The organism is Niastella sp. sgz303648, from assembly GCF_059587045.1.
In genome coordinates, this window is sequence record NZ_JCAPSW010000006.1 from 374,258 (window position 1) to 396,127 (window position 21,870).

10 protein-coding genes are annotated in these 21,870 nt (G+C 42.8%); all 10 read left to right on the forward strand.

The genetic code is table 11. The features are described from left to right. Positions 1 to 168 precede the first annotated feature (168 nt). The 10 genes from AC59IL_RS19745 to AC59IL_RS19790 all read left to right on the forward strand — a co-directional run bounded on the left by AC59IL_RS19745 (position 169) and on the right by AC59IL_RS19790 (position 21,861). The gene (locus AC59IL_RS19745; protein ID WP_496553911.1) at positions 169 to 1,404 is read left to right on the forward strand and encodes a Pycsar system effector family protein; all 1,236 of its coding nucleotides are present in this window, start codon (positions 169 to 171) and stop codon (positions 1,402 to 1,404) included. Positions 1,405 to 1,417: 13 nt separating this feature from the next. Further along, positions 1,418 to 3,475, forward strand: coding sequence for a polyphosphate kinase 1 (gene ppk1 / locus AC59IL_RS19750; RefSeq protein WP_496553912.1), 2,058 nt, complete (start codon positions 1,418 to 1,420; stop codon positions 3,473 to 3,475). A 10-nt stretch (positions 3,476 to 3,485) separates the two neighbouring features. Continuing rightward, a complete protein-coding gene (locus AC59IL_RS19755; RefSeq protein WP_496553913.1) occupies positions 3,486 to 4,355 on the forward strand; it encodes an SdiA-regulated domain-containing protein in 870 nt (289 codons plus the stop codon). A gap of 182 nt (positions 4,356 to 4,537) precedes the next feature. Further along, a complete protein-coding gene (locus AC59IL_RS19760; protein WP_496553914.1) occupies positions 4,538 to 7,075 on the forward strand; it encodes a BamA/TamA family outer membrane protein in 2,538 nt (845 codons plus the stop codon). 233 nt (positions 7,076 to 7,308) lie between these two features. Beyond that, complete coding sequence (locus AC59IL_RS19765) at positions 7,309 to 9,666, forward strand: GAF domain-containing protein (protein WP_496553915.1); 2,358 nt, start codon at positions 7,309 to 7,311, stop codon at positions 9,664 to 9,666. Between the two features lie 694 nt (positions 9,667 to 10,360). Then, the gene (locus AC59IL_RS19770; RefSeq protein ID WP_496553916.1) at positions 10,361 to 11,521 is read left to right on the forward strand and encodes an ROK family protein; all 1,161 of its coding nucleotides are present in this window, start codon (positions 10,361 to 10,363) and stop codon (positions 11,519 to 11,521) included. 187 nt (positions 11,522 to 11,708) lie between these two features. After that, positions 11,709 to 15,083, forward strand: a complete 3,375-nt coding sequence (locus AC59IL_RS19775; RefSeq protein ID WP_496553917.1) for a SusC/RagA family TonB-linked outer membrane protein — start codon at positions 11,709 to 11,711, stop codon at positions 15,081 to 15,083. A gap of 53 nt (positions 15,084 to 15,136) precedes the next feature. Then, positions 15,137 to 16,756: a SusD/RagB family nutrient-binding outer membrane lipoprotein gene (locus AC59IL_RS19780; protein WP_496553918.1), complete on the forward strand. Its 1,620-nt coding sequence runs from the start codon at positions 15,137 to 15,139 to the stop codon at positions 16,754 to 16,756. A 426-nt stretch (positions 16,757 to 17,182) separates the two neighbouring features. Then, positions 17,183 to 18,409 carry an ROK family protein gene (locus tag AC59IL_RS19785; RefSeq protein ID WP_496553919.1) on the forward strand — a complete coding sequence of 409 codons (1,227 nt, stop codon included), beginning with the start codon at positions 17,183 to 17,185 and terminating at the stop codon, positions 18,407 to 18,409. Positions 18,410 to 18,531: 122 nt separating this feature from the next. Beyond that, on the forward strand, positions 18,532 to 21,861 hold the full coding sequence (locus AC59IL_RS19790) for a SusC/RagA family TonB-linked outer membrane protein (RefSeq protein WP_496553920.1): 3,330 nt from the start codon (positions 18,532 to 18,534) through the stop codon (positions 21,859 to 21,861). Positions 21,862 to 21,870 lie beyond the last annotated feature (9 nt).

The window sequence follows — 21,870 nt, forward strand, 5'->3', positions numbered from 1 at the left end:
TTCTTAAAAGAGTGGCTCACCCTTTTACATTTTACCCCGCTTTTTTGCCCTGTGAATAAATGAGCCTACTTTTGATATGAATATTACATTGTTTTTAAAGAAACCGCACTATAGCTTTACCCTGCTTATATTTGTTTATTCCTGATGAACTGAAAAAGAATTCCTTATATGAACTACTATGCGTTATTGGATGAAACAAAGCAGTATGTGACCTCGTTTTTTAATAAACATGTAAATAGCAAACTGGTTTATCATAACGAGGAGCATACCGACAATGTGGTAAACGCTGCCATTGAAATTGCCAATCACTACAGGTTAAGCGACCAGGATTATTTTATTGTAGTAGTGGCTGCATGGTTTCACGATATAGGGTATTACTTCGATCCGGCACATCATGAAGAAAAAGGCGCAGAGGAAGCCGCTATTTTTTTAAAAAGAAAAGAAGTTGAGGAGCCGGTTATTCAGGCTATCGCCGGTTGTATTCGCGCCACCCGGTTACCGCAAAACCCCCATTCCCTCGTTGAAAAGATCGTGGCAGATGCCGATCTGTTTCATTTGGGTACCTCAAAATTCACCGAAACCAATAAACTGCTGCGCAGGGAATTTATGGCCCTGAACAATATCGATATCAGCAAAGACGAATGGCGTACCAAAACCATCCGTTTACTCGAAACGCACCAGTACCATACCGATTACTGCCGTTTATTACTGAGCGATGGAAAAGCTAAAAACCTCGAAAAGTTAAAAGCGAAAGAGGCCGAAAAAAATCCCGGTGTAAAACCTGTTTTGCCTGTTTTAACAGTGGCGCCGCCGCCTGTAAAACAAAAGCAAAAACCCTCGCTCCCCGAAGATGAAGAAAAAGCAAAACGGAAGAACAGGCCCGAGCGCGGCATCGAAACTATGTTTCGCATAACATCGGGTAACCATCAGCGATTAAGCGATATGGCCGACAGTAAGGCACACATAATGATTTCGGTAAATTCGATCATTATTTCTATTTTATTAAGCGTGCTGCTAAAGAACCTCGAGCAGTTTCCGCAGTATACCATCCCCGCCATGTTATTGCTTACCATAAGCCTTGTCACCATCGTTTTTTCAATATTGGCTACCCGTCCTAATATTCCCCAGGGCACCTTTACGCAAAACGACATAAACGAACGAAAGGTGAACCTGTTATTCTTCGGGAATTTTTTCAAAATGAGCCTCGAAGATTATACATCGGGTATGCTGCAGATGATGGACGACCGCGACTTTTTATACCGCACCCTTATTAAAGACGTGTATTCGCAGGGTGTGGTATTGGGTACAAAATACCAACGACTGCGTATCTCTTACAACGTATTCATGTATGGATTGATAGTTTCTGTTATCGCTTTTGCCATTGCAGCCATTGTAACAGTTTGAAATCAGCATTAACATGCAACAATCGCCATCATTTTTCGATCGTGACCTGAGCTGGCTCTCATTTAACGGAAGGGTGCTCGAAGAAGCCGGCAGCCCTTCGGTACCCTTATTGGAACGCATCCGGTTTTTATCTATTTACTCCAGCAATCTCGATGAGTTTTCACGCGTTCGGATGCCAGCCGTAATGGCTCTGCAGCATATTAAGCAATCGGGCGATCATCATAAAAAAGAACACGACGGCAAAAGTGCTTTGCAGCAGATCATCGACATCATCAATCAGCAACAGGAGCGGTTTGGAAAAATTCTGAGTACCGAAATTTTGCCCCTGCTGAAAGAAAAGAATATTCATTTACTGTATAACGAGCCCATACCCGATGCTATAAAAGAAGACATAACGGATTATTTCTATACACAGGTAATGGCCTTTTTGCAACCGGTTTTATTGTCGCAAAGCGACAAGAAGTTTTTTCCGGAAAATAATAAGCTGTACCTGTTTACAGTAATTGAAGATGAAAAGCATCGCGAAGAGCAGGTAATTATAAATATACCATCAGATAGTTTGTCGAGGTTTTATACAACTCAGTGGAATAATGAACAGTTTGTGGTGTTTCTCGACGACATCATTAAAAATAATCTGAAGGCGATTTTTAAACAGGCAACCGTTAAAGGTTGTTATAGTTTCAAAATAACACGCGATGCCGAGCTCGAAGTGGAAGATGATTATGAAGGCGATGTAGCCCGTAAAATTGAACAGCAGCTTACCAAACGCGATTTTGGCCTGGCAACACGCCTGTTACACGAGCCCGGCATACCCGAGGCGTATCTGCAGTCGCTTATCGCTTTGCTGAAGCTCGAGCATGCCATTGTTATTCATGGCGGTTGTTATCACAATCTGAAAGACCTCGGTTCTTTTCCTGCAAAAGATGCCGGCATATGTTATGCCAAATGGCCGCCGGTACCGGTTAAAACAACTAATAATAACCGGTCGTTATTTGAGCAGATCGAACAAAAAGACATTGTGCTGCATCCGCCATATCACTCGTACGATATGGTGCTTCGTTTTTTTAACGAAGCAGCGGTCGACAGCGATGTTACAGAAATATATGTGACCCTGTACCGCATCGCCAGCGATTCACGAATTGGCAATGCCCTCGTAAGCGCGGCCAGAAATGGTAAAAAGGTATCGGTGCTGGTTGAGTTAAAAGCCCGGTTCGATGAGGCCAATAATATAAAGTGGTCGAAAAGAATGAAGGCGGCAGGCGTAAAAATTATTTACAGCGCCGCATCGTTGAAGGTGCATGCCAAAATAGCGCTCGTAAAAAGAAAAAAAGATAAACGCGTATCGTACGTAGGATTGCTGGCAACCGGAAACATGAACGAAAGTACCGCCCGGTTTTATACCGACCACATTCTTTTTACGGCCCATCCCGAAATGCTGCGCGAAATGGAACTGCTTTTCATTTTTCTGGGGCATCGTAAAAAAGCAGGCAATCCCGGTTTGATCACTTTTAATGAGTTGCTGGTGGCCCAGTTCAATTTACAACAACGGTTCTTACAGCTTATCGACCGTGAAATTAATAATGCCCGGCAGGGCCTGGAGGCGGCCATTACCATTAAAATGAACAATCTCGAAGAAAAAATTTTAATAAAGAAGCTATACGAGGCATCGGGTGCAGGGGTAAAAATAAGGATGATCGTGCGAAGCATTTGCTGTTTGATACCCGGTGTACAGGGCATGAGTGAAAATATTACCATCACCCGTATTGTTGACCGTTACCTTGAGCATGGAAGGATTTTTGTATTTCACAATGCTGGTAATAAAGAAGTGTACATGGGCTCGGCCGACTGGATGAACCGGAATATTTACCGCAGAATTGAAGTATGCTTTCCGGTTTATGACCCGGATATCAAACAACAGTTGCTTGATTTACTCGATTTGCAGTTGAACGATAACTGCCAGGCGGTTGAAATTGATGAGCACCTGAGCAATGTGCCCGTTAAAAACGAAAAATCGTTGGTATGTTCGCAGCAGGCAATTTATACGCTGCTGTCAGAAAAAATATCTTCTTAAATCGTTTATCATGTATAGGACAACAATCAGACTGGGTTTATGGACCATTTTGGGCACGGTTATATTATCAACCGCCTGCTCGCAAAATGCAAAGGATTTCGGGAGCCCGAAAGGGTATAATATGAACGACCCCAAAAAGTTTATCATGCCCCAGAGCCTGCATGAAATATCGGGCATTGCTTTTAATAAAGGCAACAGCGATACCATTTATGCCGAACAGGATGAAGAAGGCAAATTATTTTTTTTAAAACCCGGCGATAAACGGGCTGCTTCGTTCAAGTTTGGCAAACATGGCGATTATGAAGATGTGGCCATATGCAATAATTATGTAATAATGCTGCGCAGCAACGGCACCCTGTTCACTTTTCCGTTAAGTGATATTCATAGCGATGAATCGGAAAATGTTAAAGAATTAAAAGATTTGCTGCCCCAGGGTGAGTACGAAGGCATGTATGCCGATGAAAAGAACAAGCTTTTATATGTTTTGTGCAAGCATTGTTCCGACGAAAAAACTTCTAAAACCGCCGAAGGCTATATATTGCAGCTGGCCGATGATGGAACTATTGCCCAAAACAGTAGCTTTGCCTTCGATGTAAAGGATATTGAAACAATTACAGGTACAAAAAAAATAAACTTCCATCCCTCCGCCCTTGCCAAAAACCCCCGTACCAATGAGTGGTATATTGTTTCATCGGTAAATAAATTGCTGGTACTTACCGACAGCAACTGGAAAGTGAAAGAAGTGTACAAGTTAAATCCTGCCCTTTATATTCAACCCGAAGGGATAGCCTTTGATAAGGAAGGCAACCTGTATATTTCCAATGAAGGCGGCGATATTCATTCGGGAAATGTGTTGAAGATCCGTTATTCAGGTAAATGATTCTTTAAAACCTGTTTGAGGTTTGTAGTTTGTGGTTTGTGGTTCTTTCGGTGAATCGTGCTGTGCGATTTTGATCCTGTTACAATTTTAAGTTGCAGAGAGGTACTAATGATTTTTTAAAGCGCGGTAGCAACCACAAACTACAAACCACAAACTATAAACTATTAAACCAAAACCGGCCTATGCCTAAAAAATATTTACACCTCACTTGCATTATTCTTTTAACTGCGCAGTTGGCAATCGCACAATCCGATAGTGCAGTGGTGCGTGCGCATCCGGCATACGACAGTGTAACCAAAATACACCGCTCGTTATTTGGTGAAAATTACCGCAGGGAATGGGCAATGCCTGTTAAACTGCCCGTAATAAAATTATCCGAAAAAGGACTTATTCCCTTACAACGCGGAGGCGGCCACCAAACCCATTCATTACGCATGAAAGATGCATCAGGTAAAGAATGGGTATTGCGCAGCATTGAAAAATATCCCGAGATATTATTACCCCAGGCCCTGCGCGAAACATTCGCTGCCGATTGGGTGCGCGATGCCATGAGTGCACAGAATCCGTATGGGCCGCTGATTGTACCGGTGCTTTCAAAAGCGGTGAATGTGCCACATACCAATCCCTTAATTGGATGGGTAGTGGCCGATAAAAACCTCGGTGAATTTGAAAAAGAATTTGCCAATACACTTTGCCTGCTCGAAGAAAGAGAACCCTACGGCAATTCGGATAATACCGGTAAATTTCTCGACCGGTTAAACGAAGACAATGATAATACGTTAGACACTATTGGATTTTTCAGAGCGCGTATGCTCGACCTGTTTATGGGCGACTGGGACCGCCACGAAGACCAGTGGCGCTGGGTTGATGAAAAGAAAGGAAGTGAAAGAAAATACGAGGCCATTCCCCGCGACCGTGACCAGGCCTTTTATAAAAATGAAGGCTTTTTTCCTACTCTTGCCTCCCGCAAATGGATCGCTCCTTTTTTAAAGGGCTTCGACAGCGATATCAAACGCGGCAATCAGTTTTTCATCAACGGTCGTAAACTCAACAGCCGGTTCCTGATTCAGCTTAATCATGACCGCTGGATGCAGCTCACCAAAGAATTTGTGGCCGCGCTTACCGATGATGTATTTGAAGCATCACTTCAACGGTTACCTGCCGAAGCCTACAACCTGCGCCACGATGAGTTGTTGCAGAAAATGAAAAAACGCAGGGCCAACTTCACCCGGGCCATGGATGATTATTATTATTTCCTGAACCATATTGTTGACCTGCAAACTTCCAATAAGAACGAACTGGTTGAAATTACAGATGGCGGCGATAAAGGCTTATCGGTGATGATATTTAAACTTTCCAAAAAAGGAAAGCCCGAAGACCTGTTGTTTTCAAAAACCTTTATGCCATCCGAAACAAAAGAAATAAGGCTGTTTATCGGCAAAGGCGACGATAGTGTTTTGCTCAACAACACCCATAAAGAGATTAAGGTAAGAATAGTAGGCGGCGATGGCCATAAAGTTTACAACGTACAGAACAGCGGAAAAAAAGTGCGGGTATATGAAGAAGAATCCAATGCTTCGTTCACCGGAAATACTTCACGCCTGAAAAAGCATTTATCGAACGATACCGCCAATACCGCCTTTGTTGCAACCAATGCCTATAATATTAGCCAGCCTTTGATTACCGTTGGCTTTAACCTCGATGATGGATTTTTACTGGGCGGCGGCTTAAAAATTACGCGGCAGGGATTCAGAAAAGTGCCCTATGCCAGTGTACAGCAAATAACGGTAGCCCATTCATTTTCTACCAGCGCTTATCGCATCAGGTACCGGGGCGAGTGGCTACAGGCCATAGGCAAGGCAGATATTGTCATGCAGGCTAATTTGTTTGCACCCAACAATACCATGAACTTTTTTGGCCGCGGTAACGAAACTGAGTTTATAAAAGATGGCGATTATAAAAAATTTTACCGTACCCGGTATAATCTGTACCAGGCAAGTCCTGCCATTCGCTGGCACCTTAGTAAGGAACTAACGCTTAGCGCCGGTCCGTCAATTCAGTTTTATCATTCCGACAGCAGTGAAAACAAAGGACGGTTTATAAATAATGAGTTCTTAATTAATTCGTACGACAGCAATACCGTTTTTCGCGATAAAGCGCATGCCGGTTTAATAATTAACCTGTTGCGCGACAAACGGAATAATAAAATATTGCCCTGGGCCGGGTCGTACATGAATCTGCAGGTACTGGGATATGCCGGATTGAATGATATTTCAAAATCATATATGCAGATCATTCCCGAAATAGTTCTGTATAAAAAGCTTGGCAAAAAGCCCAATGTGGTGGTGGCTGAAAGAATAGGTGGCGCTGTTACTATTGGTAAATCGGCTTTTTATCAGTCGGCATTTTTGGGTGGGCACGAAAATCTGTTAGGTTTCAGGCAATACCGTTTTGCCGGAGAACACATGTTATACAACAATCTTGAATTTCGTATCAGGCTTGGTAACTTTGCCAATTATATAGTACCTGGTCAGGTAGGATTAACCGGATTTTACGATGTGGGAAGGGTTTGGCAAAAAAGCGAATCTTCCGGTACCTGGCATCAGGGCGTTGGGGGAGGACTTTTTTTTGCACCTGTTCAAATGGCAGTAATTCAATTGCTGGCCGGTTACTCAAACGAGGGTTGGTACCCTTATATAATTATGGGATTCAGATTTTAGGCACATTCTCATCCTGTTAATATAGCCGGTCATGTTGTTGCAAAAGTGACATTCCTGCTGATTTTTCAGTGTGGCACCCTATTAGCCCTATTTACTTCCTGTGTTTTTTGCCGGCATGCTAAAAATATTTAGTAGGCAAACTCAACTGGTAACAGGTGACTGGCAACTGGTAACTGGCAACAGGTAACCGGCAACTGGTAACCAGTTTTCCGGCAACTCTTAAAGGCGTGTGTATGCAAACGATGACGATTAATATTAATGAAAAATTTGTACTCGATAAGTTAGATACGGGCTTATCGTTTAAGCCTTTCATCGATTTTTTGCGAAAAAGGGTAAAGAACGATCAATCATTAAAAGATAAACTTACCGGGTTTTTATTGGAGAAGCTCGAAAAGTACCCCGAGCTCGAAGGCGATGTTCCCGTTGAAAATATCGAAAAATACCAGGATGTACTGGAGTTGATTTTTGTGAGCATGTCGAATGTAACTGAAGACGAATCGCGGTTACCCTGGGCGATTGGTGTACCTATGCGGCCGATGTTTGTGTATGGTACCAGCGCCTTTTACGACATCATGATCGATGCCACGAGCCACAAAATAAATAAGGGCGTTGTAAAGGATCCTGAACAAATGCGGCAGCGGAATCTGCGCATAACGTATCCGTTTATTTTTGAACGTATTTATAATTTTAAGAATTTACCTAAAAATGATATTATACATACGTTTGTTGATGAAGAAACCGGCCTGCTCAGGCATTATAAAATAAATATCGATACCCGGTTTATTGATGTAACGCCCGTTGGGCCATTGCCCGATATAAATACCATAACCTCCAGCTCGCCGTTTGATGATGAACATGGTTTTGAAAAGGTGGCCAATCAGTTACCCCTCAGTTTGTTTAAATTCCACGGTTTTTCGGTAGTGACCATATCAGACGAAACCGTAAAATACGCCGTTGAAAATATTAAGAACACCATTGTATCGCATAACCGGCATACCGAAGATGAGTGTTATAAAGATGTGAGCCAGTCGTTAAAAACCCTTGTGCAAAGCAATGCCATTGATTTTAACCTTACCCCACTGTTTCGGGTGAACGATAAGCTTGTATTGCCCGGTACGCACGAAATAAAAAGTGTGCTGATAGGCGATGAAATGGATTGCTCGCCGGCTCATAATGCATATCAAACGTTTGCCGAAGAATATATACGTAATCCCAAAGCACTCATTTATAAAACCATTTCGCCTAAAGAAGCAAAACTTTACCCATTTTTATCAACCTGTACAAGAACAGGCATTCAGTCGTTTGTAGTATTACCCCTGTTTTACAACAGCAACCTCGTTGGCATACTGGAAATATTTACCCGGCAGGCAGACCTGCTTGATGAAAAGATCCTGGCGATGCTTGAACCGGCATTTCCCGTGCTGGCGCAATTGCTGCAAATAAGCATCGATAATTTTGAAACGGCTGTAGATGGAGTTATTAAAGAAAAATTTACTTCGCTGCAACCTGCCGTTCAATGGAAATTTAATGAAGCTGCCTGGCATTACCTGCAGGAAATAGAAAGAACAGGAAAAGGTAAAATTGAAACCATCGGTTTTGAAAATGTGTACCCCCTGTATGGCGCCATCGATATCCGAAACTCAACCATTGAACGAAATAAGGCGCAGCTAAACGATCTTCAGCAACAGTTTTCTATTTTACTCGAAACATTACAGTCGGTGAAAAAGCATTACAACCTGGCGCTCACCGATGAAATGATATACAAATGCCGGAAATGGAAGAACACGCTCGACGAATCGTTAACACCACACGGTGAAATAAGATTGACCGATTTTCTGGAAAAGGAAGCGGTTTCGTATCTGAAACATTTCAAATTAACGCATCCCGGCGCTGCCGGCATCGTAGATGCCTATTTTGAAGCTATTGAAGAAACAAAAGGCGTTGCCTTTGCACACCGGCGGCAATTGGAAGAATCGATGCAAATGGTAAATACGGCTGTAAATAATTATCTCGATTTAATGAAAGATGAGTTGCAGCAATCGTATCCCTGCTATTTTGAACGGTTCAGGACCGATGGTGTGGAATATGATATTTACATAGGACAATCCATTGCACCCGAAAAACCGTTTGATGTATTGTATTTAAAAAACCTGCGGTTATGGCAGATATCGTCAATGGCAGCTATTTCTAAAATTACGCACGATATGATGCCCGCAATGTCGAAACCGCTACAAACCACCCAGCTGATATTTATTCACAGCAACACCATCGATATCAGTTTTCGTAACGACGAACGGCGGTTTGATGCCGAAGGCGGATATAACATTCGCTACCAGGTTATAAAAAAGCGTATCGACAAAGTGCATGTGGCTAACAGCAATGAACGGTTGACGCAACCCGGCAAAATTGCACTGGTATATTTTAACCGCCGTGATGCCGATGAATATGTATCGCACATTCAATATTTACAGGAACAAAATATATTGCTCGACGATTTGGAGTTTCTCGACCTCGAAGAATTGCAGGGTGTTGCAGGCTTAAGAGCGCTTAGGGTAGGGGTTAACCTTGAGTACGAGCAGGGAAACGCATAAAACGAAGTCAGAAGCCGGAAGTCAGAAGTCGGAAGAACCCGATATTTTACTTCCGGCTTCTTTCTTTATACCCCAAATTACTTACTTTATACTTCCTGCTTCTTATCCCCCCTTTGCTTATTTACACCCCATCCGATTAAAGGCATCGGAAACCCGAAGTCGGAAGGCAGAAGTCAGAAGTCAGATAGAACCCTGAAAGTTATCCCCTTTTGTTTATTTGCACCTCATCCAATTACACTCGTCGGGCCTCCGACCTCCGACTTCCGACCTCCTGCTTCTTTTCCTCCCTTTGGTTATTCAAACATCATCCAGGTACAGTCATTGGACTTCCGACTTCCGACTTCCGACTTCCGACATCAGACTGCCTGCTTCTTTCTTCTCTCAAATTCCCCTCATTAAAGAAGAATTAAAATAAGCGTTTAAGTAACAGTTATATAGTATTTATTACATGTGATCAAAACCGTTACTATCACGGCCTCATTTTATTATTTTATCACGAAAACTTTATCTTTTTTTCAATTTGATTTACAGGTATGTATACCTGTTAAAATAAAATCTGTTAAAACTTTATTGAAAAAATTAGAAAGTTAATAGTGTTTGATGTTAAATTTGAGAAAAGTTTTAGTCACTGAGCATAATGGAAAAAAACTTATTGTATAAGCGAAGAATCATTAAACAGCTTTATTTATCCAATATGCTATCCTGTGCCGAGCTCAGTGACAAAATTCAGAGGAGCGTTCCCCTTACCACAAAAATGCTTTCGCAGCTGCAGGAAGAAGAATGGGTGGTTGAAACCGGTTATGCCGCTTCAACCGGAGGGCGCAGGCCGGTGATGTATTCGCTGAGAGAAGATGTGATGTACGTGGTAAGTGTGGCCATGGATCAGCTGGTTACACGAATAGCTATTATGAACATGCGCAACACGCATGTAAGCGACATAACCGTTTTTGAACTTCCTTTAACCAAAAGTACAGATGCTCCGGCAGCGCTGGCCGACAAGATCAATGAAGTGATCAGCCGTTCGGGCATTGCCAAAAATAAATTTGCCGGCGTAGGCATCGGAATGCCGGGTTTTGTAAACGCCGTTAAGGGTATTAATTACACTTTTTTAGAAACTGAGGGAGTTACCATTAGCCGGTTCATCGCTTCAAGGGTAAAATTGCCGGTATTTATCGATAACGACTCGCGCCTGATAGCATTGGCCGAGTTAAAATTCGGTGCTGCGCGCGAAAAAAAGAATGCCCTGGTCATAAATGTAGGGTGGGGCGTAGGGTTAGGTATGATACTCGAGGGCGAGTTGTTCAGAGGGCACGAAGGGTTTGCCGGTGAATTCAGTCATATTCCGCTTTTTCTCAATAATAAATTATGCAGTTGCGGTAAAAGTGGTTGTTTGGAAACAGAAACCTCACTGCTGGTAATAATCGAAAAGGCCAACAAGGGTTTGAAAGCCGGTAAACTATCATTACTAAAAGAATTGCCGGTCGAAAATCCTGAACAGGCTTATCAAACCATTGTAACGGCAGCGGGCAAAGGCGACAAATTTGCAGTAGAAATCTTATCCGAAGCAGGTTATAATATAGGCAGGGGCGTAGCAATTTTAATTCATTTGCTAAACCCCGAAATAATCATCTTAAGCGGCCGGGGTTCATCGGCCGGAAAACTATGGCAGGCGCCCATACAGCAGGCATTAAACGAACATTGTATTCCCCGTTTATCGGTAAACACCGAAATAGGAATATCTGCTTTGGGATTTCATGCCGAATTAACAGGTGCGGCAGCCCTGGTCATGGATAATTTCGATAGCGACCATGTGATGCATGCAGCAGCCGAAACCGTGCCTGACGTTTTCATATAACCGCAACTATATCACTTAAGCTGTTTTTTCGCATGATAAGCATGCGACCGGGATTCCTATGTATTAACCTTACTGTTTCAATTAACCATTACACCTTATTCTGCGCAATACAATCTGGCTCAACCAAACAGTACGCTCCCTTTTTACAAAACAGGATAAAATATTTTTCACAATCAAATAAACTGCTATGACGAAAGCAACGACCCGACTACTTCTGTTCATGCTACTTGGCATGTGGAGTATTGCAGTTACCGCGCAGGAAAAAAGAATAGTTTCCGGTGTGGTAAAAGACAGTACAGGCAATGCACTACCCGGTGTATCTATTTCTGAAAAGGGAACAACCTCCTCTACCTCTTCCGATGCAGAAGGAAGGTTTAAAATTCCCGTTTCTTCTTCCAATGCAGTGCTCGTTTTTTCTTCGGTAGGATTTCAAAAAACTGAAATTCATGCCGGCACCCAATCATTCATTAACGTTACCCTCGCGGGTTCTGCTACCAGTCTTGAAGGCGTAGTGGTAACCAGCCTGGGTATTAAACGCCAGCAAAAAGCGCTGGGTTATTCGGTTAGTACTATTAAATCGGAAGACCTTACCCAGGCCGGTTCGCCCAACTTTGCTTCGGCATTGTATGGTAAAGCGCCGGGTGTGCGTATAGGTACCACCCCCGGTGGCGCTACCAGTGCAGTAAATATTACAGTGCGTGGAATTAATTCAATTACCGGTAAAAACCAGCCATTGATCGTGCTCGATGGTATTCCTATTCGCGACGGCGAAGTAAAGAATGGTGATTATTACGCTGATCAGCGTATTCGCGGAAATGGTTTACTCGACATAAATCCCGAGGATATTGATAATATCTCGATATTAAAAGGTGCCTCTGCCGCTGCTTTGTATGGCTCTGAGGCAGTAAATGGCGTAGTATTGATCACTACCAAAAAAGGAAAAGGGAAAAAAGGATTTACTGTAGATGTGGCTGCTAATTATAGCGTTGATAAAGTAGCTTATTTACCCAAATTTCAAAATGTAAGAGGACCAGGTTCACCATTGCATGTACAGGATCAGGGGCAGGACCCCACAACAGGTTTTGTTTATTACGATCTGGATGGTGATGGCGTTAAAGAAACAAGGGGCGTACCGAATCACTCTATCAATTTCGGACCCAAATTCGATGGCCAGCCAACAATGGCCTGGGATGGTGTAATAAGGCCCTATGAGGCGCAAAAAAATAATTACGCCGGCTATTTCAGAACAGCCAATAACTCAAGTATTAATGTGGCTACCTCATACGCTTCGGAAAATTCAAACGTGCGGTTTTCTTTAACCCGTCAAAACAACGAGGGCGTTAGTTTGGGATCTGATAATAATAAGAACATTGCCAATCTGAACGGAACTTTTAACATAACCAAAAAGTTTACAACAGATGTAATGGTGAATTACATTAACCAGGAAACGAAAAACCGTCCGTATTCAATCGACAGGCTGATGAATAATACCGGTGGTATGCTTAGCCGGTTTGATAATGCCGATTGGTACCTCGCAAGGTATAAAACCAGCAGAGGGTACAAATTTGTAACCGGATCAGGGCAAAGTTTAACTCCCGGTGAAAACATTATTTATCCCGGATTCAGAAGTGATATTGCAGATTATTTGTGGAGGGTAAAAGAACATCGGGAAGATGAGAACAGCAACCGCGTGATCGCCAGCTTAACCAATAACTGGCAAATCATTGATGACCTGCGTTTACGGGCCAGAATTGCTACCGATTTTACTTCACTGAGAACAGAAAGCAAAAGATCCACCGAGCGGCCGTTGATATTTGAAAAACCCGGTGAAGGCACCGGCAGCTATGCGTTGGCCACTTACCTCAATACTATTTTGTATGGTGATGTATTGCTGACCTATACCAAAAAAGTTACCCCCGACATTGAATTGAATGTGATGGGTGGATATATGGCTAATAAGGAAAAAACCACTTCAATTCACCGCGAAACCAATGGCGGTTTAAGTATTGAAAACTGGTTCGATTTAAATGCATCTTTCAATCCGATCACTTACAATACCGATCTCAACTACCGCAGATCATTGGTAAAAGATGCGCTTGTGGGAACGATCAACGGAAATTACAAAGGTTACCTGTTTTTAGAAGGTACTGTTCGCAGAGACCGTACGTCGACCATGAATCCCAATAATAACAGCTTTGTATACCCGTCGGTAAATTCAAGCTTTATATTTTCAGAAGCATTTCATTTGCCTTCTTTCATTAATTATGGTAAAGTACGTGCTTCGTGGGGTATAGTAGGTAACTACCCTGATATTTATAAGGCGAATATCGCTTATACACAAACTTCGCTCGGCCCTCAGGATGTTATACCTGCACCTCCGCAACCCACCCCTCCATCGGTAATTTATACCATGCTTCCTAAAGATTATGGTAATGATGATATAAAACCCGAACAAAAACATGAGTTCGAATTCGGCCTCGAAGCTAAGTTTTTGAATAACCGAATAGGTTTGGATGTATCTTACTATAATGGTCAGATCAGAGACCAGATATTACCAATTACTACAGCACAAAGCACAGGAGCTTCTTCGGTGTTAACCAATGTAGGTACATTAAGAAATAAGGGTATTGAAATTGCTATTACCGGTACCCCTGTAAGCACACGGAATTTCAGGTGGGATGCCGCCATCAATTTTGCGCAGAACAAAAACGTGGTAGAAAAACTGACCAATGGTTCAGATGTATTGATCAATGCCGATTATGATGGTAGTGCAGCCAGATTAATATCAAAAGTAGGTCAGCCGATGGGTGATTTGTATGCGTTGCCGATAGCAACCAATAGCAAAGGCGAAAAAATTGTTGACCCCGTTGGTTTGTACAAACTCAGCGATACGCTGGTAAAAATGGGTAATGTGATGCCTAAGCTGGTTGGTGGTATCGTAAATACTTTCAGCTATAAGGCATTTACTTTAGATGTGCTTATCGATTATCGTTTTGGCGGACATGTGATGCCTACTGCTATCAACTGGATGACCAGCCGTGGTCTTACCGAAGAAAGCCTGAACCATATGGATAAAGAACATGGCGGTATCAGTTATTATGTAGATGCAAGCGGCAAAGGCATTCAAACCAATGCAAATGCCGGACCCAATGGCGAAAAGGTATTTAATGATGGAATGCTTATGGAAGGCGTAACAGCCGATGGCCAGCCAAATACAAATGTTATATCGCAGGCTTATTATTACTGGCAAACTTATAATTGGGGTAGCCCTCAATACGATAGCCATTCACGTTATGAATTGTATATAAAGAAAAATTCTTACGTTAAAATGAGGGAGGTTTCTTTAAGCTATACGATCCCTGTAAAATATGCCGGCAAAATAGGCGCTAAAAAACTGCAGTTATCTGTATTCGGCCGCAACCTGTTCTACATATACAGAACAATTAAAAATATGGATGCAGAACAAACTGTGGCAGGTTCAAGATGGTACGAATCGGTAAACAATTTAGGTACCAACCCCAGCACCCGTACTTACGGTGTAATGCTGAGAGCAGGATTCTAAGATCAAATGCAAACAATTCGATTTTTATAAACTATTTATAAATGTATTTTCAAATGAAAAATATATTTCTTGTTACGGCAGCGGTAACCTGTATTGGTTTTACCGCCTGTAAAAAGAGCGATTTTGCCGACAGCTATACCGACCCTTCAAAGGTTGCCGACGCTACAATCGAAAGGCAATTTGCCGGTGTAATAACCAGTTACACCTGGACAAACCCCGATAAAGGACAACATGGATATATAGTGCCCCAATACTGGAATTATTTTGTGATACTCCGGAACACCGTGCTGCACTATACACAGGCAACGGGTTGGGCAAATGACAATAATCAATATGTACCGGGCCCTGCTTCTGTTGGTGATTACTGGAAAGATTATTTTTATATGCTTGCCCAATACAGAGTGTTGCAAAATATTTACGCAAAGCAGCCTGCTATTGATCAGCAACTTTCGAGGATTTATATGATTGCTGCATCGATCTTCTTTTACGATCAAACGCAGAAAATGATAGATCTGTATGGCGATATTCCCTGGTCAGAAGCAGGAAAGATCAATGAAAATAAAGGCGATTACAATGCCTCTTTAGCCAAATATGATGATGCGGCTGCGATCTACACCAAAATGCTCGACGATTTAAAAGCATTTTCTGAAGAGCTGAATACCATAACAGTTGAAAATTATGTTCAGGCCAAATTTGCTGTACAGGATCTCGTGAACAAAGGTGATGTTACACTCTGGAAAAAATACTGTAATTCATTGCGGTTAAAAATGTTAACGAGGGTATCCGGTGCACCGGCCTTTCAGTCGAGAGCCAATACCGAAATTGCAGCTATTATTTCTGATCCGGCTAAATATGCGGTTGTTGAAGCCAATGCTGCCAATATAAAAATCAACGTATATCAGCTGGGGTCCGATATCAATGCAAAATCTTTTCAGGCCGGCCTCGAAGGAGATCCGGGTTGGATCAGTAATATAGCCGGTAAGGCGATGATCGATCATATGAATACAAATGGCGATCCGCGTTTGAGAGCCATGTTTGAGCCAGGTGCAAATGCAGGTGGCGTGTACAAAGGTTTAGATCCTTTATTGAATGGCGGAACCCAAACGTCATTGATCAATGGCGGTACCATGGCTATTTACAATCGTTCTACTTTAAGTCGTAATGTATATTTCCCGGGTATAATTATAAATGCTGCTGAAGTAAGTTTTTTGAAAGCTGAATACTATTTAAAAGCCGGAAATGATGCACTGGCCCAGGCTGCTTATGAAACCGGTATACAGCAGTCGGTTGAATATTACTACTGGTTAAGAACCTTAAGTACCGATAATACAGCAGGTACTCTTACGCCTGCCACCGGCACTGAAATCAACAATTATATCAACAGCAGTGATGTGAAGTGGGCGAACGCTTCAACATTAGCCGATCAGCTAAAGTTGATTGCAACACAAAAATGGATTCATTTCAGTGTAGTGCAGCCCTACGAAAGCTGGGCCGAGATCAGGAGGCTGAATGCTCCCACTTTTAGCTTTTTACCCGATGCCGGAAATGCGCAAACCCAGCCACCGTACAGATGGATTTATCCTAACAATGAAAGAGTATACAATCCTGATAACTATGCAGCTGTAAAATCGAAAGATAACCTGACCACCAGAATATTCTGGGATTTGAATTAGGCAGTTAATTTAAGTGTTGAGTTACTCATAGTCCCGCTTTTTAGCGGGACTTTTTTATGTATAAGCCTATAAAACACATACTTTATACATACATTATAAAGAACTAAACCACTACAAACTCACATTTTGTCTGGGTTAGGTCTGGGTGAGGTCTCTGTTATGTCTCTGACATATCTTTATTAAATATGCTCCATTTCTCATGCCTGGCGGTAAATTCCCTGGTCCACCTCCCTGTATTTCCCTTCTTTAAATAATATTGTGCTCTACCGGATCTTTTTAAAATTCAAGATAATTTCATTCCACTTTTAGTTTGTAATTCAAATTAATATCTAATAATCTATAAAAAGTTTAAAAACTTTAATAAAAAAATTAAGAAGATATTTAACTAAATGTTAAATTTGAAAAACGTTTAGCCAGAACAGCGTAATGGAAAAGAACCAACTGCATAAGAGAAGGATCGTAAAGCATCTGTATTTCTCGCATATGCTTTCCTGCGCAGAACTAAGCGTAAAAATTCATAAGAGCATTCCGTTGACCACCAAAATACTGGGCAAACTCATTGAGGAGGGGTGGGTGGTTGAAACCGGATTCGCAGCGAGCACCGGCGGGCGCCGGCCTGTAACGTACTCGCTGAAACAGGATGTGATGTATATAGTTAGTGTAGCTATGGACCAGCTGGTTACCCGCATTGCTATTATGGATATGGAAAACAGGATCGTAACCGGCCTGGTACCCTTTGAGCTTCCGCTAACCAAAAATCCGAATGCACCTGCAGCGTTGGCTGAAAAAATTAATGAGGTGGTCGATCGCTCGGGTATTTCGAAAAACAACATAGCAGGTGTTGGCATCGGCATGCCGGGGTTTGTAAATGCAGTGAAGGGTATCAATTATTCTTTTTTACAAACAGACGGGCACACCATTGCCCAATACATAGCCCAGCGGGTTAATCTTCCTGTATTCATTGATAACGATTCACGCCTGATTGCATTGGCCGAATTAAAGTTTGGAATTGCCAGGGGAAAGAAAAATGCGATGGTTATTAATGTAGGCTGGGGAGTAGGGTTGGGAATGATACTCGAAGGTGAATTGTTCAGAGGTCATGATGGTTTTGCAGGTGAATTCAGCCACATTCCCTTATTCCTGAATAACAAGTTGTGCAGTTGCGGTAAAAGCGGATGCCTTGAAACCGAAACCTCGCTGCTGGTGGTAATTGAAAAAGCCAACAAAGGTTTGAAAGCCGGCAAGTTGTCGATGTTGAAAGAATTATCTCCCGAGCATCCCGAACAGGCTTTTCAGCTTATTGTAGCTGCAGCCGGCAAAGGCGACAAGTTTGCGGTAGAAATTTTATCCGAAGCCGCTTATAACATAGGAAGGGGCGTAGCCATTTTGATTCATTTACTCAATCCCGAAACGGTTATCCTGAGTGGTCGTGGTTCAGCGGCCGGAAAAATATGGCAGGCGCCTATACAGCATGCACTAAATGAACATTGCATTCCACGCCTGTCGGTTAATACCCATGTTGAAATTTCGGCGCTTGGCTATACTGCCGAGTTAACAGGCGCCGCTGCTTTAGTAATGGAGAATTATGAGAAAGATGCTATAAAAAGTTTACCAGTTTCCGATTCGCATTTTCCGGTAACCGGCAACTGGTAATTGGTAACCGGCAATTGGTAACCGGTAACCAGCAACCGGTAACCGGTAACATGTTAAACCTTGTCCCAGTGTTCTGCTTATAAATACAACCAAAATTTTTTTTACAACCAAACTCAACTGCTATGACGAAAGCAACTCTTCGATTACTTCTGGTAGTGTTTGCCGGCCTTTGGAGTATTACCGGTACCGCTCAGGAGAAAAAAATGATTACCGGTGTGGTACGGGACAGTGCCGGTAATGTGGTTCCCGGTGTAACTATTTTTGAAAAGGGAACTGTAACCTCTACCGTAAGTGGTATGGATGGAAAATTTAAAATTCCGGTTTCTTCAAACAGGTCTGTTCTTGTATTTTCTTCGGTTGGATTTGATCGAAGGGAAATTCCTGTTGGTAACCAGGACGAACTGAATGTTATATTGCAGGGCGAAATCACCAGCCTCGAAGGCGTAGTGGTAACAGCCCTTGGTATTAAAAGGGAGCAACGCAAGGTTGGCTATGCCACCAGCCAGGTACTTGCAAAAGACATTATTCAAACGTCCCCTACCAACTTTGCTTCGGCTTTATATGGTAAAGCACCCGGTGTGGCCATTACCACGAACCCCGGTGGCGCCACCAGTGCTGTAGGTATTCAAATACGCGGTATCAATTCACTGGCTTTTCAGCGGCAGCCATTGCTGGTTGTTGATGGTGTGGTAGTTCGTAATGGCGATGCCAACAGCGAAGGATACTGGGCCGGTAACCAACGGTTGAATGGTAACGGTTTGCTCGATATCAACCCCGAAAATATCGAAAGCATCAACATATTGAAAGGCGCAGCCGCTTCGGCCCTGTATGGTTCCGATGCAAACTTTGGCGTTATCGTTATCACAACCAAAAACGGTAAAAGCGCCAAAAAAGGATTGGGTGTTGATTTGAACCTGAGCGCCAATGCCGAAAACGTAGCCGTAACACCCGACCTGCAATCAGAATATGGCCCGGGTTATGACCGTGGTACCAACACATCGGCATTTGGTTCAGATGATAATGGCTGGATTCATATGACAGTAAATGGACAGGATGTGGTACGCCCCATTTTCAGAGCGTATGGCCAGTTCGGTCCTAAAGTAGATGGCCGCCAGGTTTATTGGTGGGATGGTCAGATGCGCACCTATCAGTCGCAGCCCAATAACTGGAAAAAATTCTACAGAACAGGGCACAGCGAAATAGCCAACATCGCCATAAACAATTCAACCGATAAAATGAACTACCGTTTTTCGTATACCCGTAACGATTACAAGGGCATACAAATAGGTGGTAAACAGGAAAAAAACACTTTCAATTTCAACTCTACCTATAAAATTACTCCCAAACTTAGTATAGACCTGGTTGCCAGTTACATCAATGAAAAGGTGCATAACAGGCCCCGCCAGATTTACTATGTTACCAATAACTATGGCGGATTTTTCAGTCCGGTTGATTATATGGATGTTTACTTCAACAAGTATCAAACTTCCAAAGGATATAAATGGGTTGACTGGAACTCGAACGTAGACGTTACTGAGCGATTGAAATATAATATCCGCGCAAAGGATTTCCTCGACTTTTTATGGAATCAGTTAGCTAATAATTTCGATGAAACCACCAACCGTTTCCTTACTGCAGCTACATTAAATTATAGCATTGCGAAAGGGTTGAACTTCCGCGGTCGTTTTGGCAGCGATTACACCGGTTATTTTGCCGAAACAAAGAACCGTACCGAAATACCGATTTCATTTGGCGCTTCGGGTGCTTATGGTACCAACACCAACCGTTTTGTGTATAACTACGGTGATGTATTGTTATCGTACGAACGTAGTATAACACAGGACCTGAATGTTACTGCCTCGGTGGGTTACCAGGCCCGTAAAGAAGAATACCGTTACAACAGTGCTTTCACCAATAGCGGTTTAAATACCGAAAACTGGTTTAGCTTAAGCGCTTCGAAAAACAATCCAACCGGATCGGCCACCCGTGTAGTACAGGACAAAGACGGTTTATTTGGTATTCTTAATGTTAGTTATCACGACTTCCTGTTTTTAGAAGGAACATTAAGAAGAGAGCGCAGCTCAACGCTGGCACCCGGACATAATACCTTTTATTATCCCGGTGTGAGCGGTGCATTTGAATTAAGCAATGCGGTTCGTTTGCCTGCATTCGTTTCCTACAGTAAAATCAGAAGTGCATGGGGTGTTGTAGGAAACCCGCCTCCTGCTTACCTGTCAAACGTAGTATATAGTTCCAGTCCGGGTAACATTGAAGGCATACCCCTTTTATACCCTGCTTCTTCGGGATATGGTAACAAGGAGTTGAGGAACGAAAAAAAGCAGGAGATCGAATTCGGATGGGAAAACAGATTTCTGAACAACCGCCTGGGCTTCGACATCACTTATTATAACGACAAGATCATTGATCAGATACTTCCGCTATCAACTCCTTCAACCATTGGTTCGTCGAGCGTAGTCGTGAACGTGGGCAACATGCGCAACTATGGTATGGAGCTGAGCCTGTACGGAACACCGATCAAAACAAAAGACATGTCGTGGGATGCACGCTTAAACATTGCCTTCAATCGCAATAAGGTAATTTCTTTGATGTCGGGTCTTGAAAAACTGCAATCAGCCAGTCTCGATAACAACTCACTGCTGGTGGTATCACAACCCGGTCGGCCCGCAGGCGATATTGTGGGTTACAAAAGAAGGGTAGACGATAAAGGAAACTATGTTATCAACTCCGATGGTTATTACGATATCAATTTCGACCAGCAGGTGAAAATGGGTAACCTGCAGGCAAAAGCTACCGGTGGTTTAATGAACACCATCAATTACAAAAATTTCAGCCTTAACTTTTTGATCGACTTCCGTTTCGGCGGTCAGGTAATTTCACAGGCGTTGTTGTATGGAACCGGTGCAGGTTTGTATAAAAATTCATTGTTCGGAAGAGATACAGAGCATGGCGGCTTGTCGTACTATGTTAAGAACGGTGAAAACGTTCAGGTGGCCACCGGTACATCTGCTGGTCCTTCAGGTGAAAAAGTATTTACCGATGGTATGATCATAAAGGGCGCAACCGCCGATGGAAAGGAAAATACCAAGGTTATTGATGCACCGAGCTATTATCTGAATACCTACTCTTGGGGTTCATGGCCCGGTTCAGGTTCTTTTGCAACTTATGAAGGCGCTGTGTTTGATAATGATTTTATAAAAATGCGCGAAGTGACATTGTCATTCCGCCTTCCCGGTAAGATCGCCAATAAATTAAAAGCGCAAAACTTTGTTCTCAGCGTGTATGGCCGAAACTTGTTCTACTTCCGCAAAACATTGCCTTACCTCGATCCTGAAGAAGGTGTTGGTACCAACTGGTTATCGGCAGGAACTACTTCCGGACAGGGCAATGCTGCAACACGTTCAATCGGAGGCAGCATCAGGGTAACTTTCTAAAACACACGT